23 protein-coding genes and 2 other annotated features are annotated in these 24403 nt (G+C 53.8%); all 23 genes read right to left on the bottom strand.

Annotated features, from left to right (window positions below; all coding sequences use genetic code 11):
- Positions 1-93: 93 nt before the first annotated feature.
- The gene (gene rpmA / locus MHH78_RS09590; protein WP_020429282.1) at positions 94-405 is read right to left on the bottom strand and encodes a 50S ribosomal protein L27; all 312 of its coding nucleotides are present in this window, start codon (positions 403-405) and stop codon (positions 94-96) included.
- Between the two features lie 17 nt (positions 406-422).
- Positions 423-758, bottom strand: coding sequence for a ribosomal-processing cysteine protease Prp (locus MHH78_RS09585; protein WP_036725900.1), 336 nt, complete (start codon positions 756-758; stop codon positions 423-425).
- Positions 759-770: 12 nt separating this feature from the next.
- Positions 771-1082 carry a 50S ribosomal protein L21 gene (gene rplU / locus MHH78_RS09580; RefSeq protein ID WP_036698983.1) on the bottom strand — a complete coding sequence of 104 codons (312 nt, stop codon included), beginning with the start codon at positions 1080-1082 and terminating at the stop codon, positions 771-773.
- 14 nt (positions 1083-1096) lie between these two features.
- Positions 1097-1182, bottom strand: a sequence feature (ribosomal protein L21 leader region).
- A gap of 101 nt (positions 1183-1283) precedes the next feature.
- The gene (locus tag MHH78_RS09575) at positions 1284-2525 is read right to left on the bottom strand and encodes an Rne/Rng family ribonuclease (RefSeq protein WP_341167258.1); all 1242 of its coding nucleotides are present in this window, start codon (positions 2523-2525) and stop codon (positions 1284-1286) included.
- 34 nt (positions 2526-2559) lie between these two features.
- Positions 2560-3402 (bottom strand): M50 family metallopeptidase, encoded by an 843-nt coding sequence (locus tag MHH78_RS09570; RefSeq protein WP_341167257.1) that lies wholly within the window; start codon positions 3400-3402, stop codon positions 2560-2562.
- Positions 3395-4255, bottom strand: a complete 861-nt coding sequence (locus MHH78_RS09565; RefSeq protein WP_076079453.1) for a M23 family metallopeptidase — start codon at positions 4253-4255, stop codon at positions 3395-3397. Before MHH78_RS09565 ends, MHH78_RS09570 begins: the two co-directional genes overlap by 8 nt.
- Before the next feature lie 166 nt (positions 4256-4421).
- Complete coding sequence (gene minD / locus MHH78_RS09560) at positions 4422-5216, bottom strand: septum site-determining protein MinD (protein WP_076079452.1); 795 nt, start codon at positions 5214-5216, stop codon at positions 4422-4424.
- 5 nt (positions 5217-5221) lie between these two features.
- A complete protein-coding gene (minC, locus tag MHH78_RS09555; RefSeq protein WP_036698972.1) occupies positions 5222-5881 on the bottom strand; it encodes a septum site-determining protein MinC in 660 nt (219 codons plus the stop codon).
- Between the two features lie 81 nt (positions 5882-5962).
- Positions 5963-6493 (bottom strand): rod shape-determining protein MreD, encoded by a 531-nt coding sequence (gene mreD / locus MHH78_RS09550; protein ID WP_341167256.1) that lies wholly within the window; start codon positions 6491-6493, stop codon positions 5963-5965.
- Positions 6493-7362, bottom strand: coding sequence for a rod shape-determining protein MreC (mreC, locus tag MHH78_RS09545; RefSeq protein ID WP_341167255.1), 870 nt, complete (start codon positions 7360-7362; stop codon positions 6493-6495). Before mreC ends, mreD begins: the two co-directional genes overlap by 1 nt.
- A 67-nt stretch (positions 7363-7429) precedes the next feature.
- Entirely contained in the window at positions 7430-8464 is a 1035-nt protein-coding gene (locus MHH78_RS09540) for a rod shape-determining protein (protein ID WP_036725912.1), read from the bottom strand.
- A gap of 39 nt (positions 8465-8503) precedes the next feature.
- Positions 8504-9193: a RadC family protein gene (gene radC / locus MHH78_RS09535; protein ID WP_036725914.1), complete on the bottom strand. Its 690-nt coding sequence runs from the start codon at positions 9191-9193 to the stop codon at positions 8504-8506.
- Between the two features lie 26 nt (positions 9194-9219).
- Positions 9220-9822 (bottom strand): Maf family protein, encoded by a 603-nt coding sequence (locus MHH78_RS09530; protein WP_341167254.1) that lies wholly within the window; start codon positions 9820-9822, stop codon positions 9220-9222.
- A gap of 37 nt (positions 9823-9859) precedes the next feature.
- A complete protein-coding gene (locus MHH78_RS09525) occupies positions 9860-10105 on the bottom strand; it encodes a DUF4321 domain-containing protein (RefSeq protein WP_076079449.1) in 246 nt (81 codons plus the stop codon).
- Between the two features lie 227 nt (positions 10106-10332).
- Entirely contained in the window at positions 10333-11688 is a 1356-nt protein-coding gene (locus MHH78_RS09520; protein ID WP_341167253.1) for an SPOR domain-containing protein, read from the bottom strand.
- 76 nt (positions 11689-11764) lie between these two features.
- On the bottom strand, positions 11765-12952 hold the full coding sequence (locus MHH78_RS09515; RefSeq protein ID WP_341167252.1) for a glycosyltransferase: 1188 nt from the start codon (positions 12950-12952) through the stop codon (positions 11765-11767).
- Positions 12953-13127: 175 nt separating this feature from the next.
- Positions 13128-14309: a glycosyltransferase family 4 protein gene (locus MHH78_RS09510; RefSeq protein WP_341167251.1), complete on the bottom strand. Its 1182-nt coding sequence runs from the start codon at positions 14307-14309 to the stop codon at positions 13128-13130.
- A 226-nt stretch (positions 14310-14535) separates the two neighbouring features.
- Positions 14536-15912 (bottom strand): UDP-N-acetylmuramate--L-alanine ligase, encoded by a 1377-nt coding sequence (murC, locus tag MHH78_RS09505; protein ID WP_076079445.1) that lies wholly within the window; start codon positions 15910-15912, stop codon positions 14536-14538.
- A gap of 7 nt (positions 15913-15919) precedes the next feature.
- Positions 15920-17296 (bottom strand): bifunctional folylpolyglutamate synthase/dihydrofolate synthase, encoded by a 1377-nt coding sequence (locus MHH78_RS09500; RefSeq protein ID WP_341167250.1) that lies wholly within the window; start codon positions 17294-17296, stop codon positions 15920-15922.
- A 5-nt stretch (positions 17297-17301) separates the two neighbouring features.
- Entirely contained in the window at positions 17302-19938 is a 2637-nt protein-coding gene (locus MHH78_RS09495) for a valine--tRNA ligase (protein WP_076079479.1), read from the bottom strand.
- A gap of 159 nt (positions 19939-20097) precedes the next feature.
- Positions 20098-20382 (bottom strand) — a binding site (T-box leader).
- A gap of 92 nt (positions 20383-20474) precedes the next feature.
- Positions 20475-21137, bottom strand: coding sequence for a stalk domain-containing protein (locus MHH78_RS09490; RefSeq protein ID WP_051478057.1), 663 nt, complete (start codon positions 21135-21137; stop codon positions 20475-20477).
- Positions 21138-21336: 199 nt separating this feature from the next.
- The gene (locus MHH78_RS09485) at positions 21337-22701 is read right to left on the bottom strand and encodes a LysM peptidoglycan-binding domain-containing protein (RefSeq protein ID WP_076079443.1); all 1365 of its coding nucleotides are present in this window, start codon (positions 22699-22701) and stop codon (positions 21337-21339) included.
- A 135-nt stretch (positions 22702-22836) separates the two neighbouring features.
- Complete coding sequence (locus MHH78_RS09480) at positions 22837-24258, bottom strand: glycosyltransferase family 4 protein (protein WP_341167249.1); 1422 nt, start codon at positions 24256-24258, stop codon at positions 22837-22839.
- Positions 24259-24403: the final 145 nt, after the last annotated feature.

The following is a 24403-nucleotide window of genomic DNA, read 5'->3' as shown; positions in this document are numbered from 1 at the left end:
AAGCTTCGATGCTTTGCGGGACCCCGAAACAATTTCAAAAAAAGCCCCCGGCACTGATGCCGGAGGCTTCTCATCTTCATAGGTTCCGTAAGCTTACGCTTCCAGTGCCGCTGCTACCGGAGCGACATCCACCGGATACACGCTCACTTTTTTGCGGTCGCGTCCCCAACGTTCGAACTTCACTACGCCGTCCACAAGTGCGAACAGTGTATCATCTTTACCGATGCCCACGTTCGTGCCCGGGTGGATTTTGGTTCCGCGTTGACGAACCAAGATGTTGCCGCCGGTTACTGCTTGACCGTCAGCCCGTTTCACGCCAAGACGCTTAGAATGGGAATCACGTCCGTTCTTTGTGGAACCAACACCTTTTTTCGATGCGAATAATTGAAGATCCAATTTCAACATGTTGTCAACCTCCTTCTTCAAATGATGACTTCCTGTATCTGAATATATTTCCTGTAGGATTTAGCAATATCCTTGAGCATCAGCACCATGGATTCCAGCAAGAGCTGTACCTTGGCGGAGACTTCGGGATCATTCACGGGAACCAGGGTTCCGCTTAAGAATCCATCCTTCATCGAAGTATCCAGAACAACTCCGGTCAGGCTTTCAATCGCATTCACAGTTCCAACGGTAACCGTCGAAACACCCGCGCAGACGATATCCTTGCCATTCCTTGCGTATTCCGCATGCCCCTTGACGGCAAAACCGACAATGACACCTTGAGCAGAAGCCCGTGTAATCCGCACGTTAATCATTAACGCACCTTCTTACGCTTGAATCTTCTCGATAGTTACTTTGGTGTACGGTTGACGATGGCCTTGTTTCTTGTGGTAGTTCTTCTTAGGTTTGTATTTGTAAACTACAACCTTATGACCCTTACCATGCTTCTCGACTTTGGCTGTTACAGACGCGCCGCTTACCAGCGGAGTTCCTGCAGTCAAACCACCTTCGTTAGAAACAGCCAAGACACGGTCAAACGTTACGCTTGCGCCGTCTTCAGCTTCCAGCTTCTCAATGAACAAAACATCGCCCTCTTGGACTTTGTATTGTTTACCGCCAGTTTCGATAATTGCATACATTGTACTTGCACCTCCTCATGTCTCAGACTCGCCTAGTCAAGGTGGCAATCCCCGGAGGAATTACGCTTCATCTACCCGATCGGAGCGGTTACAGCATGTGCAGGAATGGAACAACCAAACACATACTTGAAGATATTATCATACATATGGGCCCTAGTCAATATCTCCTTACAAAACATATACAACCTGATCATCTTATCCCTACTCCAGCCATGTCCCAACCTTGCCTGTGCCGCCGCAGCACTGGCAGATCACCGGGGCAAATCCGGCGGAATCATGTCTGGCCTTCTTACGGGTCATCTCCAGCAGACCGAGATGGGTCCAGCCGAGAATATGCGTCTTGGTCCGGTCCCGGCTGATAATGCTCTCCAGCTTGTCCGTCACCTGCCTGCGGTGCTCTTCCCGCTCCATATCAATGAAATCAACAATAATAATACCGCCCGTATCCCGGAGCCGGACAAGCCGCCCGATCTCCTCCGCAGCCAGCAGGTTGGTCCGCGTTACCGTATCCTCAAGGTTCGTCCCGCCAGTGTACTGCGCTGTGTTGACGTCAATCACAGTCAAGGCCTCTGTCTCATCCCAGATGAGCGTAGCCCCGCCTTCGAGGATGATTTTACGGCTGAAGCTCTTGTGCAGTTGATCTGTCACCCCGTAAGCAGAGAAAATGGACTCCTGCCCCCTGTAGAAGCCCACAGGCTTGTACCCTTCAGGAGCCATGTCCGACAGGAAGGCTTCCGCCTCCTTCACCGCCTTGGCCGAATCAATCAGCAGCTCATCACGCTGCGGATTGAAGGCATCCCGGATGAACCGCTGGACGATACTCAGATCGCAGTGCAGCAGAGCGGGTGCCTCCACTTCCTTGGAACGCCGGGTAATCATTTCCCACTGCGCCCGCAGAAAAGCCAGATCTCCCTCCACGGCATCCAGCGGCTCGTCCTCGGAGACGGTGCGCATAATGAGTCCTTCCTCACCCTGGCGCAGCCGCTCGCCGATACCTTTGAGCCGGCTGCGCTCCGATTCCCGGCTTATTTTCTTGGAGACCCCGACATATTCGGCAAAGGGCATGTACACCATCCAGCGTCCGGGCAGTGTATAATGCGTGGTTACCCGCGCGCCCTTGCCGCCCCGCGGTTCTTTTCTTACCTGGACGACAATCTCCTGACCGGGCTGCAGCAGCATCTCAATCGAAGGCTTGACAGCCGGCTGCTTGTCCAGATGGGGATGCAATACATCATCTACGTATAGGAACGCATTCTTTTTCTGTCCGATATCTACAAAGGCCGCCTGCATACCAGGCAGCACATTCATTACCCGGCCTTTATAATAACTCCCGACCAGACCTTGCTGCTGATCGCGTTCAGCCGCATATTCCACCAGCCTCCCGTTCTCCAGAAGTGCCATGCGGGTAATATGCTGTGTACAGTGAACGATCATTTGTTTCATGGCTTCACCTCTGGTTTGAATCGTTACTCGCTTGTTACTTTCCGAAATACGAAGCAATCAGACGCTGCTCCGGCACAACAGCTACGATATCCCTGTCGTTGTTCATCACATAGATATAATGATAATGGTTACGTTTAAATAGACGCAATATCTCATCCAAAGGTTTCGCGAGCGAGGCAACTATTGGGCGGGCAATGTTCTCCGCCACTAGATACCGCTCATAAATCCGCTCACGGTTCATCAAAAAACCAACAAACCGGTACGGCAAATTACGCTGGTCCGTCCAATTAGAATAGAGCAGAAACGCTCCGATCATCAGCAGGTTAAGGCGGAGGCCGTCCCCGTTCCCAAGCGGAAGCAGGGCGTACCCTATCACAAGCAGGCTGGCCGCAATACTGACTCTGCCGGTCCACAGCAGCGTGTAATAATACGGAAGCAGCAGACTCAGGGCTGCCTGAAGGATTTTGCCACCGTCCAGCGGAAGCACCGGCAGCAGATTGAACAGAGCGATCATGGCGTTGGCTCCGATAAAATAATCCAGATAGGCGATATTTCCATACTCCACCTGCTTAAGCGCCAGCGCCATCAGAATCATAATTCCGTTCTGCAGCGGACCGGCCAGGGCAATCCCGATCTCACGGACAGCCGTAAGCCGCCCATGATCCTCTATAACCGCAACGCCGCCGAATGGCAGCAGTTGTACCGATCTGACGTTAATTCCGACCAGCAGCGCCGCACATACATGTCCAAGCTCATGAATGAACACGATCAGAAACAAGGTAAGCAGCTCCAGGAACTGTCCGGTAAGCACGGATACCATGAGAATCAGCACGAAGAGCGGATGCAGTGACAATTCAATGCCGCAGACCCTAATCAAACGATACCACTTCGGCCGGATCAATATAAGTCTTGTCTTTCATAACTGCAAAAAACAGCAACGGGACCCGGGCATCCTCCGTCCCCTGAATCCAGCCTATTTCGTCTCCGCTCTGTACCCAGTCATCCACCGCGAGCCGTGTCCCGCTCAAATGACCGTATTCTGCCGTGATCTCCCCGGTATGGCGGACCGTAATACGGATGCCTCCCCGGGCTTCTTTTGAAACGGCCAGCACACGGCCCGTATCTACACTTTTCACCGTGACACTGGCACTTGAATCGTCTGCCGGTATAATTTCAATGCCATTAAGCGAAGTGGCAAAAGGACGCACAATACTTCCTGCAAGCGGAGCGCTAAGCTCATGGGCGGCTGTCACCTTCTCCGCCGGTACCTGTTCATCTCCGAAAATCGGAATAAAGGACGGGGCTCCATTGAAATGTTCCTCGTACCACACCTGTGCTGCTGCAAAATCCATATCATTGCTGAGGATGTCTGTAATAAAATACTGCGCCTTCACTGCCCATGGCTTCTGAACGGCAAAAATGCCCCATACAGCGCCAAAAACCAGCAGACTGGCCACTGTCCGCCGCAGCAGACCTGCACGGAATCCCCCTCCCGGTCCCCTCCCGTCTTCATCAACCCAGTGGTTACGCTGCTGCTTCCACATTGTCTCAGGGTCCGGCTCAGGGGAAGAGGCAAATTCATTCCTGTCACCCGCCCCCCATTCTCTGAATGAGGGAGGATTGTCAGACAAACGGAACCGCTCTGATGCTGCTCCAGCTGCAGGCTTCTCCTCCAGCAGATTCTGTATACGCTTCTTGCGGCGGTTCTTGGACTCTCTCGGGTATTCCATAATGATCCCTCCGGCGGGCTTGTTTTACTTCCATTTTATGAGTGCCGGAAGCCGCTTTAGAACAAGCCCTGTCCAAGTTACTGCACAACAAAAATAAGCCCGCCGGTGATTTCTCAGCAGCGGGCTCTTAACAGAAGATAGCCGTGTATAAGTGCGTGGCCGGGATTCAGCCCATTCCAAAAAATTTCTTGAGCTTCTTGAAGGCGCCCGTCTTCTGGTCAAGCTGCATCAGCGGCACCGCATCGCCAAGAATACGCCGGGCAATATTACGGTAGGCTATCGCTGCTAACGAGTCCGGGTTCATCACGGTAGGCTCCCCGTTGTTCGCCGCCCGGATGACCTGTTCATCATCGGGTACAATCCCGATCAGATCAATATTAAGCACCTGCAGAATATCCTCGATATCAAGCATATCCCCGGACTTGATCAAGCCCTGGCGAATCCGGTTGACCACAAGCTTCGGAGATTCTACCGATGACTGCTCCAGGAGACCGATAATCCGGTCCGCATCCCGCACCGCAGCATGCTCCGGAGTGGTAACTACAATTGCTTTGTCAGCACCGGCAATCGCATTGCGGAAGCCGTGCTCAATTCCAGCCGGACAATCGATCAGAACATATTCGTACTCCTTCTTAAGTTCAAGAATGATATCCTTAACCTGCTCCGGTGTAACGGCTGTCTTGTCCTTGGTCTGGGCTGCGGGCAGCATGTACAGCTCATCAAAGCGCTTGTCCTTGACCAGCGCCTGATTCAGCCGGCAGCGGCCTTCCGCCACATCGACCAGATCATAGATGATCCGGTTCTCCAGCCCCATAACAACATCCAGATTCCGCAGTCCAATGTCGGTATCCACCAGACATACTTTTTTGCCCTGCAAGGCGAGTGCGGTACCAATGTTGGCTGTTGTGGTTGTCTTGCCAACTCCGCCTTTGCCCGAGGTTACGACAATCGCTTCTCCCATGGAGGCTACACCCCTTTAAACACATTTAAATCCTGACGTAACTTCACTATATTATGAATTTTGTCGATTTGCATAGCACCGCCTGATAAGTAGGCAAATTCCATGCTGCTCTCCCGGGTTCCCCATTCATCCGGAGGCCTGCTGATAATCTCAGCAATCCGGAGCTGGGTAGGCGCGAGCAGCGAAGCGGCAATAATGGCCTCCTGGTTACCGTTGATTCCGGCGTGTGCCATCCCTTTGAGTGCTCCAAGAATATAGATATCCCCTGAACAGGTAATGGTCCCTCCCGGATTCACATCCCCGAGGAACAGCAGATTGCCCTCATGATGCAGTACCTGGCCCGAGCGGAGCATTCCGCTCATCATGAACAAGGCTTCCGTATCCTTCTCTTCAGGATCTTCAATAGCTTCAACCGAACGGATCAACAGATTCCCCTGACTCTTGAGGATCTCCAGTACCGCCTCTTTATCCTCTTCAGTAACAGCACGGTTGCCCAGCTTAATATCCACATGCACAATCGGTCCGGTCAGAATATTTTGATGGCTGTGCTCCAGCTTGTAGCGAAGCTCGCTTAAGAGATCTTCAAAGGGACACTTGTCGTCTAGCAGGAATACCAGGCCATCCTTGATGCCCTTAATCCTTACGTGCTTGGATTTAACTGTCATATGCCTGTCCCCCTATCCTCATTCATTCGTGCCGGGCCGGGCAAACTCCTTCTTTGGGTGATAAGAAAATGCTGCTGCAGCTTACGCAGCCTCCTCATCGATAGTCTCTTTCTTCAGCAGCTCCAGCTGGCGCCGGAGCGGAACGTAGAGAAGCAGGCCTGCAGCAAAATGAATGAGCATGGTAGGCAGCATATGATGCAAGAGTGCCCAATTATATGGCTCCTGGCTTAGATTAAACACATTATAGATAGCAAAAAGAATACTGTCTTCCAGCAGACTGCCCAGTAGCACCACTGTCATCATGAGCGGCAGCGGAGCACGGGGAATCTGGAATATCAGCCCGATCAGGTACGCAGATAAGCCCATAGCGAAGGAATGAGCACCCAGTATGCGGCCGTAGAAGACCACATCATGCAGCATTCCGAACGACAAGCCCAGAATAAGTGCCGTATGCCGATGATGGTATACCGTTACGAACAGAATGACGATGAAGACGAGATTAGGAATAATCCGCATCTGCCAGCCGTCAGGAATCAGCCAGGGAAGCACTGTGCCTTCCAGAACAAATAAAAAGAATAACAAAAGTACCAGGACAGGTCTGCGCATCCTCACTATTCTACACGCTCCTCCGTATAGACAACGAAGAGTTCCTTCCAGTCCTGGAATCCTGCCGCCGGCTTGATAATCGCTGTAGAGGTGAACCCGTACTGTCCTACCTTGACTTCTTCCACTTTGCCGATAGTCATGCCACGGGGATACATCCCCCCTCCGCCTGAGGAAATAATCATATCACCCTCAGCAATCGGATCGCCTACGGGGATTTTGTTCATCAGCAGCATTCCGGTCTGCTGGTCGTAGCTCTCAACCATCCCAAAGGTCTTGCCTTCCTTGTTCACAGCGGTTGCCGATATAGGAGGCTGTGAGTTGGGGTCCTTGCTATCCATCATTGTCATCAGCTTCACAGTAGAGGTGAATTTACTTACATTACTGATGACCCCTACAAGGCCCTCAATAGAAGTAACAGACATATTCAGCCGGATGCCATCCTTCTCTCCAAGATCAATGACAAGTGTATTATTGCTTGGCTCTGTCGTTACACTGACAACATTGGCAATCAGATATTCATATTTATACATGTTTTTTTGGGCTTCCGTGAATTTAAGATTCTTTTGGTAGCGCTCATTCTCAGCTTTAATAAAATTTAACTGCGCCTTATCCCGGGCGTACTGCGCAGCCAGAATCTTAAGCTGCTTGTTCTCTTCGGCCAGCTCATTCAGAGTCCCGATATCTTGGAAGAAGCCCGCTACGTATCCAGCGGGCTTGTAGAACAATTTCTGCACGAATCCGGTCGTATCTCTGAGGAAGTTCTCCGGCCAGGACAGGGTCTTCCTCTGCCCCAGGCTGAAGCCCATCAGAACGATAAACGTAACCAGCGTAATCAGCAATATAAACAGTCGTTTATTGTTAAACAGCTTGAACAATCTCGAGCACCCTCTAATAACCGTATTTCTCCAACCTCAGGGGTTGACGTTCACAGTCCGCATGATCCTAGCGTTTGGAGCGGAGGCCCGAACTGCTGCGGCTCTTGAACAAGTGGATATTCTCCAGCGCCTTGCCTGTGCCGATTGCAACACAGTCCAGCGGATTCTCGGCCACAATCACCGGCATTCCGGTCTCACGCGCCAGCAGCTTGTCCAGGTTGCGCAGAAGTGCGCCGCCGCCTGTAAGCACAATGCCGCGGTCCATAATATCGGCAGCCAGCTCCGGCGGACATTTCTCCAGCGTAACCTTCACGGCTTCAACAATTGCATTCACAGTATCGGACAGAGCTTCGCAGATTTCATCGGAGGTAATGGTCAGCGTCTTCGGCAGACCGGTTACCAGATCGCGTCCGCGAATCTCCATCGTCTCAGCCTTCTCAAGCGGCAGGGCAGAGCCCACATCCATCTTGAGCTGCTCGGAGGTACGTTCACCGATCATAAGGTTATACTGGCGCTTGATGTATTGGATGATAGACTCATCTGCATCATCCCCTGCCACACGTACAGAACGGCTGGTAACAATACCGCCGAGTGAGATTACCGCCACCTCGGTAGTTCCACCGCCGATATCTACAACCATACTTCCGGTTGGCTCCCATACAGGAAGATCTGCACCGATGGCAGCAGCAAAAGGCTCCTCGATAATGTAAGCTTCCCGCGCTCCGGCCTGCTTCGTAGCATCCTCTACCGCACGCTGTTCAACGGCTGTAATTCCGGAGGGCACACACACCATGACATTCGGATGGCGCTGGAACATCGAGCGCTGCTTCTGGGCCTGGCGGATGAAATATTTGATCATAGTTGCTGTAGTATCGAAATCAGCGATGACCCCGTCCTTCATTGGACGGATGGCACGGATGTTGCCCGGTGTGCGTCCGATCATTTTTTTGGCGGATTCCCCTACTGCTTCTATCGTCTTAGTATCAGTATTAATAGCAACCACGGACGGCTCTCTGACAACGATTCCTTTACCGCGCACGTAGACAAGCGTATTCGCTGTCCCCAAGTCAATTCCTAAGTCTTTCGTAAAACCACCTAACATCTTGTATGCTCCTTTTCCATGTGAATCTAGACAATTGTATTACATGTAGCCTTTCTCTTTCAAACTTACGTAGCTGCTGTCTCCGATCACCAGATGATCCAGTACATCAATGCCGACAATCTCGCCTGCCTGCATCAGCCTGGAAGTCAGTGAGATGTCTTCAGGGCTTGGTGTAGGATCACCGCTCGGATGATTATGTGCGCATATAATTGCTGCGCTGCTGCATTTCATGGCTGCCCGGAACACCTCGCGGGGATGCACAATGGAGGCATTAAGGCTACCCATGGACAATGTTTCCTGCGCAATAACATGATTCTTCGTATTCAGGAACAGACAGATAAAATGCTCCTTCTGCAAATAACGCAGCTGCTCAGTCAGAATCTCCGCCGCGTCCTGGGGACTGCGGATAATGACCGGTTCAGTAAGCCGGGAATTCGCCATACGTCTTCCCAGCTCTATGCCTGCTTTGAGTTGCACGGCCTTGGCAGGGCCGATGCCGTTAATTGTTGTCAATTCTTCAATGCTCAGATCCGCCAGTCCGCGGAGACCGCCTGCATGGCTCAAGAGCCGCTGGGCGATAAGAAGGGCTGATTCACGGTGCGCACCTGTGCGCAGCAGGATAGCCAGTAGCTCCGCTTGACTTAATGATTCCGCCCCATAATGCATCATGCGCTCTCGTGGTCGTTCTTCATGGGGGAGGTCACGCAGCATAAATGATTGCGACTCCATCCCTAACCTTCTTTCTTCGGCTACCCTTACCGGTTCAGCACCGAAATGCCAAACCCGGACAACATACCGCTCAGCAGTGACAGCGGCAGACCGACCACGTTAAAATAGCAGCCTTCAATTTCTTCCACCAGGGTGGCGCCCAGTCCTTGTATCGCGTAAGAGCCGGCTTTGTCGGCAGGCTCCCCGGTCGCTATGTAAGCGGAGATTTCCTCTTCGCTCATTGCTCTCATAGTTACAGAGGTTACCCTATGATCTACCAGGGTACGTCCCTCTGCGGAACCGATGCAGGCCACCCCGGTGTATACCTGATGCGTCCGGCCTTGCAGCATGCCCAGCATTCTGGCGCTGTCCTGCTCGTCCGCCGGCTTGCCGAGCACCATGTCGTCAAGCACAACGATCGTATCGCTGCCGATAATAACGGCATCCCGGTCTCCTGCAACAGGAATCACAGCTTCTGCCTTACGCAGCGCCAGATTCCGTACAATAGCTTCAGGGCTCCATTCAGGCGGCGTACTCTCATCAGCATCGCTGGACAGCACCTCAAAGGGCAGGCCAAGCGAGGCTAACAGCTCACGCCGCCGCGGCGAACCTGAGGCCAGAATAATATGCCGCGAATTGTCATGCTCCACTGTAATTAACGTCCCTTCCTGATGCTGCCAGCTAGGGCTACAGCCTGCGGTACAGCCATACGGCTGTAATCATCCCGGCAAGACTGAGCAGGCACAGTTTCAAATGGATTGTGATGTCATAGGTTATGATGTCTAAATCGGCTTGCGGCGACCACTTGAGAACAGTCGAAGCTGTAAGAAAAGACAGAGCTTGTACAGGTTCCAGCAGCTTGGCAATCCAGGCTCCGGCCAGCCAGCCCAGAATAAGAAATAACAGCAGTGTTCCTACATTTTTCTTCTTCATTCAAGTCTTCCCTCGCCATTTTTTGACACCCTAATTATTATACGGTGAAACGGAGTGCAATACAAACTCAAAATCCATCCAGGGAATGTTTACCACGTAAGCAGCCTGCGGAACTTATCACACCGCAGGATTACCTATGGAAATACATCAATCCCCCGCCCGGCAAAAGCCTGGTACGGGGGATCATTTATTTAGCCTATAGTCAGCGGTGAATTACGCCTCAGCTGTCAGCTCATGGCGGACAACAGGCTTTTCTGGCCGGTCAGGAAGCTCATCATGGCCTCCTGCACCTCCCAGAGCAGCCCCTCCGCCTTATTCTTATTGTATTCGTTCAGGGCGGCTATCCCCTGGCTCATGGATTTCTCCAGCCCGTCAGCGATTCTCTGCCCTTCCGGTGTGAGGCCCGGCTCCAGTGCCTTGACTGCCTGGGTCCACTGCATATGGAGATCGCTTACCGCTCCGCCAGCGTTCCCGCTGTCCCCCCCGCCAAGCAGGGAAGCAGACAAGCTGCTGAGCTCGCTTAACAGCTGGCTGCTAAGCTTGAAGTAGCTGTCCACCGCCGCCGCCATTCCGGTATAGCGGACCTGGTTCACCGCTGGCAGGGCCACTTCTCTCACGTACAGCTCGATGCCCTGCCCCTTAAGGCCATTGCTGAGCAGCTTGGCCTGCTCACGGTCAGGAGACAATCCGGCGTACACACGGTTGCCGTCTGCCGGGTCAAGACCTGCGGCAAGGCCGGCGGTCAGCAGCTCCTGCCGGGCCTGCTCCGCTCCTGCCGGTGTACTGAAGACGCCATATTGCAGCAGATAATAGCTCTGCGGCGCAACCTGAACCGGAATCTGCGTGCTCACCGCTTCTCCCGTCTGCTCAGGAGGCACGCCCGTAATATCTGCTGCGTTACCGCTGTTTGCCGCCTTTTGCCCCTGAGTGATTCCCGTCTTAACCGCTGCATCGCCGGGAGCTTTAGCAGTCTCCCCCGTCCCTCCTGTGATGAACGACAGGGCTGCGTATCCGAGCAGAATTCCCGTTCCCAGCGCTCCAGCGACGGACAGTGCGAACTTCCACCAATACGAGGGACGGCGGGTATGATAAGAGCCGCCGTAGCTATTCCCTTGAGCTCCGGATGGATCATGACTGTCTGTAGCGGATTCACGGTTATCTTCATACAGCGGGTAGTACTCATCTGCTGAATGCAGACCTTCTTCATCTGCCCCTCCATAGAAGGAATGATCCTCCGAATCTTCACTCTCTTCCCATAGATGCCTTGCAGAAGCAGGACGGACAACAGAATACAGTCCCAAATCATAGTTATCCTCAGGAGCTTTCAGTTTCCGGCGGCCGGAGCCCGGGGGCTTCAAGTAAGCTGCCTCTACAGGCCGGGGCAACTCCACCTTCTCCAGATCCACAATATATTCATCAGCCTTGGAATAGGAGGATGTCTTAATTTCCCCGCGCTGCACCTTGTCAGTGTCCTTATTTTCCAGAACCACACCGGTTTCGTTCACTTCCCGGCGCTCTGCCGTCTCTGTCCGCTGTCTGCCCTGGTTCCCGTCGAAGCGGAATGTCATTCTTCCGTTATTCAATACCCTCACCTCGCGATCTTCAGTTCTATACTGAAAGATATGAAAGATGCGAGAGAGATATGCTATTTTAATATATTTACACCAGACTAAGCAGCTTCGCCTTCACGCCGTCTGCTGCATAATGCCTGCTCAGTGTCCGGTAGGCCTGATCTGCAATAATGGAGCCAAGCTCCGGCGTGGTCAGCAGCCTGATCAGATGATCGGCAGTGCCAGCCGTTGTTCCTGCCAGCAGGATATTCCGCCCCGGCTCGCAGATCAGCTCCTCCGAGCCCTTCAGGCTGCTGACCACCGGCGTGCGGAGGGCCCAGGCCTCCAGAATGCTGCTCTGAGCGCCGCAGTCTTCGCAGCATGAGGCAACCACAGCTCTGGCCCTGCGGATATAATCGGCTGTCTGTATAGCTTCACTGATAATTGAAATAGAAGAGTCCTTCCGGACGGCAGCTGCGACCTCTGCATGCACCTCTCTGCTAATAATGCAGCAGCGGATATCCGGCACCGCCGCCTGAATCAGCGGATATACCTTCTTGATGAACAGCAGCGCTGCATTCTTGCCGTCAGTGGAATGCATGTCCCAGTGCAGAACGATGGAGTTATCCTTGGCAGTATCTCCCGGAGCCGCATAAGGGGGTTCACTCAAATTAATGTACGGCGGAACAACATGCACCTTACCTGCATCGGCAAAGGATAGCGCCTTAAAGGACAGCGCCTCTTCTTCTGAAGCGGCCAGCAGCAGGCTGGTCTTGTTCATTAACCGGCGCTCTTCGCGGCGGATCAGCGCATCATTCAGCTTGCGGTAGCCTGTACTTATTCCCCGCTTGCCAGCCGCCCGGCTCTGCACCCGTATGCCACCGGCACGGCGGGCGTCGGTGACGATAACAGCCCCGGGAAGCAGCGAGGCGACCAGATCCAGCCCATTGCCGAGCATGGCATACGAGACAAACACATGGCTGTAGGCATGCTGGCTGCACATCTCGGTAATTACCGCGCGCAGCGACTTGTCATTGCCGATCATCGAGGCATCCTTGCGGAGCCTGTTCAGCGGAAACAGCAGGCTTCTGCGGGTGGACGCAGGCCGCTTCACCTGATGCACGGTCAGGGCAGGACTGCGCAGAATCTGCGTCTCGCGGCGGTGGTAGCAATACTCCAGCAGATCAATATCAAACCGCTCCAGCAGCATATTAAGGAAATTCTCTGTTCTGATGTCTCCTTCCCGGTCTCCCGGTGTGTGACTACGGGCAGAAAGGAACAGCATTCTCTCTCTCATGGCTATAGCTCCTTGGTTCTATGTAAATGTGTATGAATATGTACGAAACAAAAAAGGCCGGATGACATCCAGCCCAGAAATGTGAAACTTTCGATGTAGATCTATAGTAACGCATTCCCCCTGAGAAGGTTGTCGATTTATGGGGAAAAATAATTATTTCACCTTCCATATCCCTTCAGACCAGACGAAGCAGCTTATCCTTGACACTTTTCGCCTCATAATTTGCCAGCAGAGTCTCGTATGCACGGTCCGCGAGCACTACTCCTCTTTCATGATCCTGAAGCAGCAGTGTCACACTATCGGCAAAGGAAACCGGGTCATCGGCAATCATAATATTCCGCAAATGCTCATAGAGCAGCCCTTCTGCCCCCTTGGAACTGGATACGACAGGAGTCCTCAGCGCCCAGGCCTCCAGAATTTTCAGCCTTGTCCCGCTGCCTTCCAAGAGCGGAGCTACGACCACCTGCGCCTTGCGTATATAATCCGCCACACTGTCCACATACCCGGTGATGACGATAGAGGAATCCTTCAAGGCCAGTGCCGCTACCTCCGGATGCACATCCCGTCCGACAATATACCACTTAATGTCCGGTACTCTCGCCTTAACCAGAGGATATACCTCACGGTAGAAGTAGAGGGCTGCGTTAATGTTAGGGAAGTAGTTCATATTACCCGGAAGAATAATCCACTGCTCGTGGGACAGCTGCGTCTTGGTCCGGTAATCCTCCATGCGTATGAAATTGGGAATGACATGAACCTTCTGCGACCGGCTTGGAGCCAGTGCCTTGAAGGCCAGAGCATCCTCTTCCGAAGTAGTCAGCAGCAGATTAGTCTTGTCCATCAGCTTCAGCTCATCCCTGCGCGTCCATATAGCATTAAGGAAATAGTAGACCTTGGCGATCCCCTTTTTGCCGCCTGCCAGCTGTGCAGACAGTCCGCTCTCGAAATTATGCGCATCGGTAATGATCACAATGTCAGGCAAGCAGCGCTGTACAATGTCGATGCAGCAGCCCAGCAGGCTGTGCGAAATAAATACATGACCGTAGGAATTCCGGCTGCAGAGCTCCATAATCTTCGCCTTCATGTCCACATCGACATGGCTCATATACGAGCAGTTCCGCCAGGTATAGAGGGAACGAAGAAGCGCTCTGCGGTAGCTGACCGTACGCTCTATTTCATACACTGTAAGTGACGGAAGTCCCTCCGGCGTCCCTGTCTTCCGGGGATTGGCATAGGTGATGAGCTCCACCTCATATTTGCCCTGCAGAAGCTTCAGAATATTGCCTGTTCTCAGCTTGCCCCCGCTATCCTGCGGATATGGATTCTCTGCGGAAATGAATAGCAACGGTTCCTTCATGGCCTCTTCTCCTACTCTCCAATGATCAATTCGCCCTGGACTGCCCGGGACATCTAGGATCTATTACCCAAGTTCGGGTGCTCCACGCAGTTCCTTCCCCGCTGCCGAGCTGGCGCTCAATCCTGCGATTCTATAGGGAATATAGTAACTTCGTATGCAAAAAAACGGCCCTACACTCCCTATTAAAGGAATGTGGAGCCGTTTCTGTAATCAATGCGATGCTATCTTACCGGTTCTTCAGGCTGTCTGCCAGTGCATAACCGACCTTCCAGATATCGCCTGCACCCATGGTGATGACCAGATCACCGGGAGCAATCCGGTTCTGCAGATCTGCCAGCACAGCTTCCTTCGTCGGCAGATGCCGCGCACCGGCGTTGCTGTTCTGTACGATCAGCTCTACCAGCTTGGCGGAGGTGACGCCCTCAATCTGCTTCTCACCCGCAGGGGAGTAGATATCGGTAATAATCACTTCGTCCGCCTCGCTGAACGCACGGCTGAACGCATCCAGCAGGAAGAAGGTACGCGTGTAGCGCTGCGGCTGGAACACGGCGATAATGCGTTTGCCGGTTGCCTTGGCGGCGCTGATCGTAGCCTGAATCTCTGTGGGATGATGAGCATAATCATCAATGACGAGAATCTCGTCAACCTCGCCCAGCACCTGGAAGCGCCGTTTGGCGCCGTGGAACTTCACAATCGCAGCCGCAATGGCTTCAAAGGCAATGCCCGATTTCAGGCAGGAAATCACTGCCGCCATAGAGTTATACAGATTGTATTGTCCGGGAATAGAGAGCTCAATCCGGCCTAACACCTCAGCTCCATGGTTCATCGTATAGGATACCTGCCGGTCGCCGAGAACAATATCAGTCGCTGTATAATCAGCCGTCTCTGATTCGATCCCATAGCTGATCACTGTACCTTTTACCTTAGGCAGCAGGGATTTCAGATTCTCATCATCCGCACATACGATAGCTGTCCCGTCCTCGCGCAGCTGATTCATGAACTGAACATAAGCATCCTTCAGCTTGCCGAAGTCGCCGCCGTAGTTCTCCAGATGGTCAGCTTCTATGTTCGTAACGATTCCCAGCCAAGGATGGTATTGCAGGAACGAGCCGTCACTCTCATCGGCTTCTGCCACGACGAATTCCCCTTGTCCCGCTTTGGCATTCGTGCCGACATTCATAATCTCCCCGCCGATAATGTAGGTAGGGTCCACGCCGCAGTCTTCCATCACCAGAGCAATCATGGAAGAGGTGGTAGTCTTGCCGTGCGCTCCGGCCACTGCAACGCCCTTGCGTTCATTCAGCAGCCGGGCCAGCATCTGCGAGCGGTGCAGAATCGGAATTTTCAAACGCTCCGCTTCCACCCATTCCACATTATCCGCGGCAAGCGCCGTGGAATAGACGACCAGATCCGCGCCTTTTACCTGCTCCGCCGTATGCCCGATGAAGACCTTGGCACCTTTGGCAATCAATTTCTCCGTTAACTCCTGGGCAGCTACGTCAGAGCCTGTAACTGTATATCCCATCTCCAGCATCACCCGGGCAATCGCGCTCATACCATAGCCGCCGATCCCTATAAAATGCACACGTTCAGTAGTATCCAACAGTTCGTCACCAGCCTTTTTCAGAATCGGGTTGCCGTAAAAGCGTACTGCGCACATCAGAAATCAAATACAGCGTTCCGGACACAACCGCGAGGTCATCGTCCGCTGTGATCGTCTGCAGCTTCTGCAGCGCTTGGCCCCAATTACGTTCTACTATGATTTCCAAGTTTTCCTTGGCATATTTATCCCGCAGACTTTCTGCGATCGCCTGCAGATCTTCCGCGTCCATCTTCTTACGGAAATCGGGTTCGGTCAGGATGAGCGTATCCACTATAGGCAGTATATGCTTGAGATACGACTCGTGATGCTTATTTGCCAGCATCCCCATGAGCAAATTTAATTTACCGTAAGGCTGGAACTGTGGAAGGCTCTTCGCAAGGCTCTCAGCCCCTTCCGGATTGTGCGCGCCGTCCAGAATAATTCTGGGCGAGACGCTCACTTCCTCCAGTCTTCCGGCCCAAAATGTGCCCCGGAAGCCCTCCAGCACATCCTCGTCCTCCAGCATGAAGGCCATATACTGCCGCAGCACCTCAAGCGTCATCATGGCCCCGGCCGCATTCTCCAGCTGGTGCTCGCCTTTCATAGCAATATCCAGCTCAATTCCCCGGAATGGCCCATTGAAGGTAAAGTGCTGGCAGCCGTCTCTCTGCTCAACATTACTATAGCTGAAATCTTCTCCGGCTAAATAGAGTGTCGAACGGGTAGCCACTGCCTTGGCCTTCAATACAGCTACAGCTTCGGGCTGGCTCACACAGCTGACTACAGGAACACCCGGCTTAATAATCCCGGCCTTCTCGCCGGCAATCAGCGTAAGCGTATCTCCCAGCACATCGGTATGGTCATGTCCCACATTGGTAATGACCGACACAACCGGAGTAACAATATTCGTTACATCCAGCCTTCCCCCAAGCCCCGTCTCCCATACGACTACATCGGGATAACAGACTTCGCCGTAATAGAGAATCGCGAGCGCCGTCGCCACCTCGAACATGGTCGGTGAGCCCAGCTCAGTGCCCGCAATCTCCCGGACCAGCGGACGCAGCTGATTGGCAAGCGCAAGCAGCGTCTCCTCAGGAATATCCGTCCCGTTGTACTGGAACCGGTTCGTGAACTTCGTGATATAAGGAGAGGTGAAGGTCCCCACCGAATATCCGCTCTGAATAAGGGCCGAGGTCAAAAAGGCGCAGGTCGAGCCCTTGCCGTTGGTCCCCGCCACATGAATGAACTTAAGCTTCCGGTGCGGATGTCCGAGCTTCTCCATTAGCAGCTCTATCCGCTCCAGACCCGGCCGGATTCCAAAAGGAATCAGGCTGTTGATCCAGTCTACAGCTTCTGTATAAGAACTTAAGGGAGCGGCAGCGCCGCTCCGGGTGATCTCTTCCATGTCTGTTATCCTCTCAGTTCTGCAATACGGGCCAGCACCTTCTCACGTCTGTCGGAATAATCCGCCTGCTTCGCCCGTTCCTCTTCGATGACTTTCGCCGGAGCTTTGGCCACAAAGCCCTGATTACTGAGCTTCTTCTCCACACGCTCCACTTCGCTGTTCAGGGTCTGAACTTCTTTTTCGAGACGAATAATCTCTTGATCGATATCAATCAGACCGGACAGCGGCAGAAGCAGCTCCGCTCCGGTAACCACGGCGGACATCATTTTATCCGGCGTCTGCGGCGCAAGGCCTGCTTCGAAGGAAGAGGTGTTGCAGAAGCGCCCGATGTAATTGTCGTTGCGGGAAATAATGTCCAGGGTGTCCTGGCTGCCGGCCTTGATAATCAGCTCGACCTTCTTGCTCATTGGCGCATTCACTTCCGCACGGATACCGCGAACGGCCCGGATAATATCCATCAGCAGGTTCATCTCTGATACTGCCTGCGGATTCTCAAGCGCCGCATCGTACTTCGGCCACTCGGCCAAGGTGATGGATTCGCCCTGATGCGGCAGATGCTGCCAGATCTCCTCCGTAATGAACGGCATGAACGGGTGGATCAGCCGCAGTGTGCGGTCCAGCACGTAAGCGAGAACAGACTGGGTCTTGGCCTTGGCAGCTGCGTCCGCTCCGTATAAAGAGAGCTTGGCGAATTCGATATACCAGTCACACAGATCATCCCAGATGAAGTTGTAGAGCAGGCGCCCGGTCTCGCCGAACTCGTACGAGTCAATTAGACGCGTAATATCGCGGGAAGTTTCGTTCAGGCGGTGCAGAATCCAGCGGTCCGCTGTGCCAAGCTCACCTGTAATGTCAATATCTTCAAAGGCTACGCCTTCCAGATTCATCAGCGCGAACCGGGAGGCATTCCAGATCTTGTTGGCAAAATTACGCGCCTGCTCTACCTTTTCCATACGGAACCGCAGATCCTGGCCCGCTGTGCTGCCGGTAGTAATCATATAGCGCATGGCGTCAGCGCCGTACTGCTCGATAACATCCAGCGGATCAATACCGTTGCCCAGAGACTTGGACATCTTGCGTCCTTCGGCATCGCGTACGAGTCCGTGCATCAGCACATCGGAGAACGGCTTCTGGCCAGTGAATTCCATGGCTGAGAAAATCATGCGCGCTACCCAGAAGTAGATGATATCGTAGCCGGTAACCAGTACATTGTTCGGATAGTAACGCTGATAGTCGCTGCTGTCCTGATCAGGCCAGCCTAAGGTAGCGAACGGCCAGAGGTTCGAGCTGAACCAGGTATCCAGAACATCCTCATCCTGCTTCAGGTCGGACAGCCCGCTGATGCGGCGTGCTTCTTCTTCATCATGTGCAACTACAAGCTCCCCGGTGGATTCAGAGTACCAGGCCGGAATACGGTGGCCCCACCACAGTTGGCGGGAGATACACCAGTCGCGGACATTCTCGATCCAGTTCAGGTACGTCTTCTCGAAGCGGTCCGGCACGAAGTGGACCCCGTCACCGTCCTTCTGTGCAGCGATGGCTGCTTCTGCCAGCGGCTGCATTTTGACGAACCACTGGGTGGACAGATAAGGCTCTACTACGGCCCCGGAACGCTCACTGTGCCCAACCTGGTGTACATGATCCTCAATGGAGATCAGCACACCTTGCTCCTTCAGGTCGGCTACGATGGCCTTACGGCAGTCGCTGCGGTCCATTCCCTGGTAAGCGCCCGCTTCCTCATTCATCACTCCGCCTTCATCCATTACGTTGATCTGCGGAAGGTTATGGCGGACTCCCATCTCGAAGTCGTTCGGATCATGCGCCGGTGTAATCTTAACTGCACCGCTGCCGAAATCCTTATCTACGTATTCATCGGCAATAACCGGAATCTCACGTAAGGTAACCGGCAGAATCAGCGTCTTACCGATCAGATCCTTATAGCGCTCATCCTCCGGATGTACCGCTACCGCTGTATCACCCAGCATCGTCTCGGGCCGCGTGGTAGCCACCGTGATATGGCCGCTGCCATCCTTCAGCGGATAACGCAGATGGTACAGATGCCCGTTCACTTCCTTGTATTCAACCTCGATATCCGACAGCGCTGTACGGGCAGCCGGGTCCCAGTTAATAATCCGCTTGCCGCGATAGATCAGGCCCTTCTGATACAGCTCCACAAATACCTTGCTTACCGCCTTCTTCATTCCATCATCAAAGGTAAAGCGTTCGCGGGAGTAATCGAGGGACAGGCCCATCTTAGCCCACTGGTCATGAATTGTCTCTGCATACTGGTCTTTCCAGGCCCACACCTGCTCCAGGAACTTCTCGCGTCCCAGATCATGGCGGGAGATTCCCTGCTGGCGCAGCTTCTGCTCTACCTTGGTCTGTGTAGCAATCCCTGCATGGTCCGTACCCGGCAGCCACAGGGTATCATATCCCTGCATCCGCTTGGTGCGGATCAGCACATCCTGAAGCGTGAAATCCAGCGCATGTCCGATATGCAGCATTCCTGTTACATTCGGCGGCGGAATCACGATGCTGTAAGGCTCCGCATCCGGCCGCTTGCCGGCTTCGAAGAAGCCCTTCTCCATCCAGTACGCATACCATTTCTTCTCTGCCGCTCCCGGATCATATGTAGTCGGCATGTCGCTCTGCTTGTGATTAGCTGAAGCGGTAGCTTCTGCCGCTTCCTGTTCGTTCGGCAGCTCTGCTGCTGCATTGTTGTTATCAGCCATTGTTAACCCTCCACTGTTAAATGTATTGAGTAGCTAGCGGTTTCTGAGAATACAAAAAGGCCCTTCGTCTCAAAGGACGAAAGGCCATTCTTTCGCGGTACCACCTTTGTTTCGCGCCAATAAAAAATAAACCACTGCCTTAAGTTCCCTTACAGGTTCCTGAAGCTTAGCGCGACACTCATGCAGGGTAACGGCTGCAACCGGCCGCATCCTAACCCGTCTTCATGATGAAGACAAGCTCAGAAGGGCAACTCCGGGGCGACTTCGGGGGCTGCATCCTGCGGGAATTCACACCAATGATAATCCCGCTCTCTGAAGGGCTGACCGCCTACTCTTCCCGTTCCCAGTCTTTATGCTAGTTATTACTTAGTTCAATAATACATTCAGTGTAATCCCTAGTCAACCAGCATATACACAAAGGGCGCGCAGCAGACGTACATTGATGCCTACTCCCCGCTCCAGATCACTTGAACCACATTGAAGCCCTGATGGCTGCCCGTTCCGGGAGCGCCATCCAGCGTAACAGAGAATGTGCTTCCGGCATCAATAATCGAGAAGGCTGAGGCGGAGACTTCCTCAGACTTGGAGGTTGCCCCTTTTTGTACAAAATAGTCCTTGTACGTATTGCCGAGCGTCTCCAGGCTCTGCTTCGTACGGTAGCTGAAGGTTGCGGACGGCTTACCGGTCGCCGAGCCTTCAATCAGATCAAATATCTTCGCATCCGCCGGAAGCGGGAAATCCGCCGGCAGGCTCTTCGGCCGCTTCACAGAATCTGCTGGTGTTCCAGTGGACGAGCCGCCGGAGGAGACAGCCGGAGCTGCAGCATCACCGATGATGACCCGGCTGGTTGCAGCATCGTAAGTAACAGCAGTGTTCAGCGCTTCGCCGATGGAGCGTACAGGCAGATAAGTGATGCCGTTGTAGGTAATCGGGGCAAGGGTTTTGCCGTTGCCGTCTTTGGGCGTGTACGCCTGGCCGTTCACGACGATCCCGATTTTGTTGTTCAGGAGCGCCTTGATCTCCTGCAGATTACTGGCGGCGTAGACACCGGCCGAGACTGTGAGCGTCAAGCTTAGTGCGGCCGCAGTGGCTGCCACTTTTCTCTTCATGTGAGTTATCATCCTTCCAGAAGTAGTGTACCAGCGCATAGCTGCCTGAATGTGTAATGTATGTAGGCCGGTAGTGACTATTACCCTTGGCTGAACGGTTTGTAAACCAGAAGCGGATTTCACAAAGAAACAGAAACAGCCCCATCCGTAAGGCAAGGGCTGTTCCTGTTAAGCCTGAATTCTCCGCACACCATCAATCTCAAGGAATGTATAATACCTGTCCCTCTTCTACAATCTGACCGGACAGGCGGTTATACATAGTCAGCTCCCGGGTGCTTAGCTGGTATTTCTCGGCTATGGTATCCAGCGTCTCTTCCCGCTGCACGATGCAGAGCCGTACCTTGCGGAACAGCTCTGTCCCGCCCATCCCGCCGATGAACCGGCTCTTCCACGCTGTATCATTGCCTGCCTCAGGAACAGCCTGCGCTACAGAGTCTATATTGCCCGAGAGCAGCTCCTCCTGCTCTCTGTTGGCGCGGCTTGCGCTGAGCAGCGAGGAGAAGGTGAGTGGCTCCTGCTCGGCGGCTCCCGGTTCTTTTTTGCTGCCAAGGGCAACCTTGAGATCCTGCTTCTCCTCCTGGGGAGACAAAGATTCCGCAGACAGGAAGACTTCATTGTCTGTGGCCTGGATCTCTTCTGCCGCCTCCCCTCCTTCGTTCCCTTCAAACAGCGCAGCAGCATCGTTGGCAGCGGAGGTAAGCACCGGCTCCGGCTGCGACACGGCATGAAGCTTCGCATTGCCCCAATGATCCACAGTGTTCAAGGCAGCGGTGCCTGTCTGAAGCGTCGTGTCCTCCTGAACCGAGCCGTTCACAGCCGCTGGTGCCGTCTTCTCTCTGGAGGTGAGGAAGTGAGCGGAGGCCTTATCAGCCGCCGGCTTGCTGCCTGCCGAAGAAGCCGTATCCAGGCTATGGGTCCTTACTCTGGGTTCCTTGTCCTTCAGGGGTGTGGAGAGATAGGCTGCGGGCTGGCTGTAAGAAGTATCTTCCGCGTACAGCGGCTCAGCTGCTGCCTCAGCCGGACCAGCGGAGTTCTGATCTTCCGCAGAGCCCTCTGCAGTCCCTTCGCCATAGGTCCAGAGCGAATTCTCATACAGGGTGTCATTCTCCGGATTGCGGATTTGCTCCTCAGCCGCCCTGCTGTCTCCTGCCTCCGGCGAATACGCTACCGTGTATTCCTCCTGCTGCCAGGCCGGCTGTACATCTGCACTTCCGATTCCGCGCAGCGAGAGCACTCCGGTAATGTTGACGGTTCGCATCGTCAGCAGATCAATATCGAAATTCTCGATCTCCACCCCTATGTCATCAAGTGAGCTGACCCGGGTCAGCGGAACAGTGATTTCAACAGGAATTGCATGCTCCAGACGCTGTGTAAGGTCATCCTCCCCCCGGTAGAGTCCGGTGAGCAGCAGCTGTCCGTGCAGCTCGGCACGGTCCTCCCGCTGGATGACCTGGATGTCGGGAACCAGCTCGACTTCCTCCAGCTCTGCTATTCCCGGAAGCTCTTCCGAAAGGTGAATGCGTTCATAAATATCAAACCGCAAGCCATGGGACTGGTCAAACACGGGAAATGTCCTCCTTCTTGGCATAATCTATCCCTGAGACAAGCCCAGAGTATAAGCCCAAAATGTTACTCCCCACATGTATATGCTTCAATCAGGCAGGCATGACAACTTTGCCGCTTCAATTGCGGACAGCGCCTATCCCAGGGGAGGAAGGGCCGTACGTGCATCAGGAATAGAGTAGTGCTGCGGAAGCTTGACACGCATCGTTACGGCAAGCGGATTCCCCGGATCACACTGGTTAAGCACATCTGCCGGATGAAAAGCTGCCGGCAGCGCACCCGCGCCCGGTTCTTCCTCAAACCGGAGATGATCCGGAATTCCCGGCCGGCCCGCCCGCAGATTGACCGCTCTCTGGTATACATGCAGCGTACCCGCAGCCATGACATCCAGCGAACGGGTCTGCTCTGCCCAGTGCTTAGCCTGGAGGCCGGTGCGTCTTCTCAGCTCCTCATCCCCCAGCAGCTGCTCCATCTGCAGGGCGAGCTGAGCGGCATCTCCGGGAGGAACAATCCAGCCCGTCTCTCCCTGCCGGACCATCTCCGGCATGCCTGCGGTTCCAGCGACAATCGGCGCGATCCCGGCAAGCTGCGCTTCTGTAACCGAGAAGGGCTGCGTATCCTGGAGTGAGGGCTGCACATAGATGTCGGCAGCCCGGAGTGCAGCCGGAATATTGTTAAGCTTCCCTGTGAAATGGACCTTCCCCGCGATACCCAGCAGGCGGGCCTGCTCCATGAGCTCCTCCAGGAGGCTCCCGATTCCGGCCACCGCACAGATCCACTGCTGACAGCGCTGCTGCAGAATGCCTAGCGCCTCTATCAGCACATGGACGCCTTTGATATATTCAAGGCGTCCGGCATACATGATCACAGGGATTCCTTCTGCAAATTGAAGCGGCGGCGTCTCTGCGGCCCGGGCTGCATATTGATGCAGGTCCAGCCCGTACGGCAAGGTATGAATACGGTCCGGGCTGACCCCCAGGCTCTGCGTAAGCTGTCCGATCCACTCCGAAGAGACCAGAATCTGGTCAGCCGCCTGGGCACCCAATGTCTCAAGCCTGCGGAAATAGCTCCAGATCGGCCGCTGCTCATAGGCCTCCCGGGTCAGTCCGGGCTCAAGCCCCTTGTACTCATAGTAGGTCTCCTTGGTCAATGCCCCATGAACACTTGCGACCAGCGGAACAGGACGGCGCATGATCCGCCGTATCGCATATGAGGCTATAGGGTCCTGGGCATGAATGACATCATATTCCTCCAGCCCCAGCACAGCGGCGCCGCCCTCGAATACGTAACGCCCCAGCTCAAAGCTGAAGATGCCATGCTCCAGATGCAGCGAGGGGAACCGGCCGATATCAAGCTGGGGCAGCAGCAGCGAATAGAAGGCTTTTTTATCAAAAGACTCCGTCCGGTTGAGCAAATACAATGTATTGTTCTCCACATGGCTGCCCATCAGTGTAACGGAATGGCCCTGCTCGCCCAGCTTGTCAGCCAGCTGCTTCATATACGTCCAAATTCCGCCCATATTGGTGAGGCCCCAGTAGGTGACCAGCAATATCTTCATGCATTCCTCTCCCCGGCTATAGATGTATTTAGGTGCAGGAGCAGTCTGCTCCACCCTAATCAGAATAGTATATGTAGGCTGCGGGCAGGCGGAAAGGGATATATGGTCATTCTCTGCAAATTTCAAAAATATCTTTTAATCAAGA

Origin of the sequence: Paenibacillus sp. FSL H3-0333 (assembly GCF_038002805.1) — a bacterium.
GTDB lineage: Bacteria > Bacillota > Bacilli > Paenibacillales > Paenibacillaceae > Paenibacillus_AQ > Paenibacillus_AQ silagei.
Note: the sequence above shows the minus strand (reverse complement) of the source record. Positions and strands in the feature narration are given on the sequence as shown.

Bases quoted from the DNA above. Each gene is read 5' to 3' on its own strand.
- rpmA (WP_020429282.1), bottom strand. From the start codon at position 405: ATGTTGAAATTGGATCTTCAATTATTCGCATCGAAAAAAGGTGTTGGT.
- MHH78_RS09585 (WP_036725900.1), bottom strand. From the start codon at position 758: ATGATTAACGTGCGGATTACACGGGCTTCTGCTCAAGGTGTCATTGTC.
- rplU (WP_036698983.1), bottom strand. From the start codon at position 1,082: ATGTATGCAATTATCGAAACTGGCGGTAAACAATACAAAGTCCAAGAG.
- MHH78_RS09575 (WP_341167258.1), bottom strand. From the start codon at position 2,525: ATGAAACAAATGATCGTTCACTGTACACAGCATATTACCCGCATGGCA.
- MHH78_RS09565 (WP_076079453.1), bottom strand. From the start codon at position 4,255: ATGGAATACCCGAGAGAGTCCAAGAACCGCCGCAAGAAGCGTATACAG.
- minD (WP_076079452.1), bottom strand. From the start codon at position 5,216: ATGGGAGAAGCGATTGTCGTAACCTCGGGCAAAGGCGGAGTTGGCAAG.
- minC (WP_036698972.1), bottom strand. From the start codon at position 5,881: ATGACAGTTAAATCCAAGCACGTAAGGATTAAGGGCATCAAGGATGGC.
- MHH78_RS09540 (WP_036725912.1), bottom strand. From the start codon at position 8,464: ATGTTAGGTGGTTTTACGAAAGACTTAGGAATTGACTTGGGGACAGCG.
- radC (WP_036725914.1), bottom strand. From the start codon at position 9,193: ATGGAGTCGCAATCATTTATGCTGCGTGACCTCCCCCATGAAGAACGA.
- MHH78_RS09525 (WP_076079449.1), bottom strand. From the start codon at position 10,105: ATGAAGAAGAAAAATGTAGGAACACTGCTGTTATTTCTTATTCTGGGC.
- MHH78_RS09515 (WP_341167252.1), bottom strand. From the start codon at position 12,952: ATGAGAGAGAGAATGCTGTTCCTTTCTGCCCGTAGTCACACACCGGGA.
- MHH78_RS09510 (WP_341167251.1), bottom strand. From the start codon at position 14,309: ATGAAGGAACCGTTGCTATTCATTTCCGCAGAGAATCCATATCCGCAG.
- MHH78_RS09500 (WP_341167250.1), bottom strand. From the start codon at position 17,296: ATGGAAGAGATCACCCGGAGCGGCGCTGCCGCTCCCTTAAGTTCTTAT.
- MHH78_RS09495 (WP_076079479.1), bottom strand. From the start codon at position 19,938: ATGCCGACTACATATGATCCGGGAGCGGCAGAGAAGAAATGGTATGCG.
- MHH78_RS09490 (WP_051478057.1), bottom strand. From the start codon at position 21,137: ATGAAGAGAAAAGTGGCAGCCACTGCGGCCGCACTAAGCTTGACGCTC.
- MHH78_RS09480 (WP_341167249.1), bottom strand. From the start codon at position 24,258: ATGAAGATATTGCTGGTCACCTACTGGGGCCTCACCAATATGGGCGGA.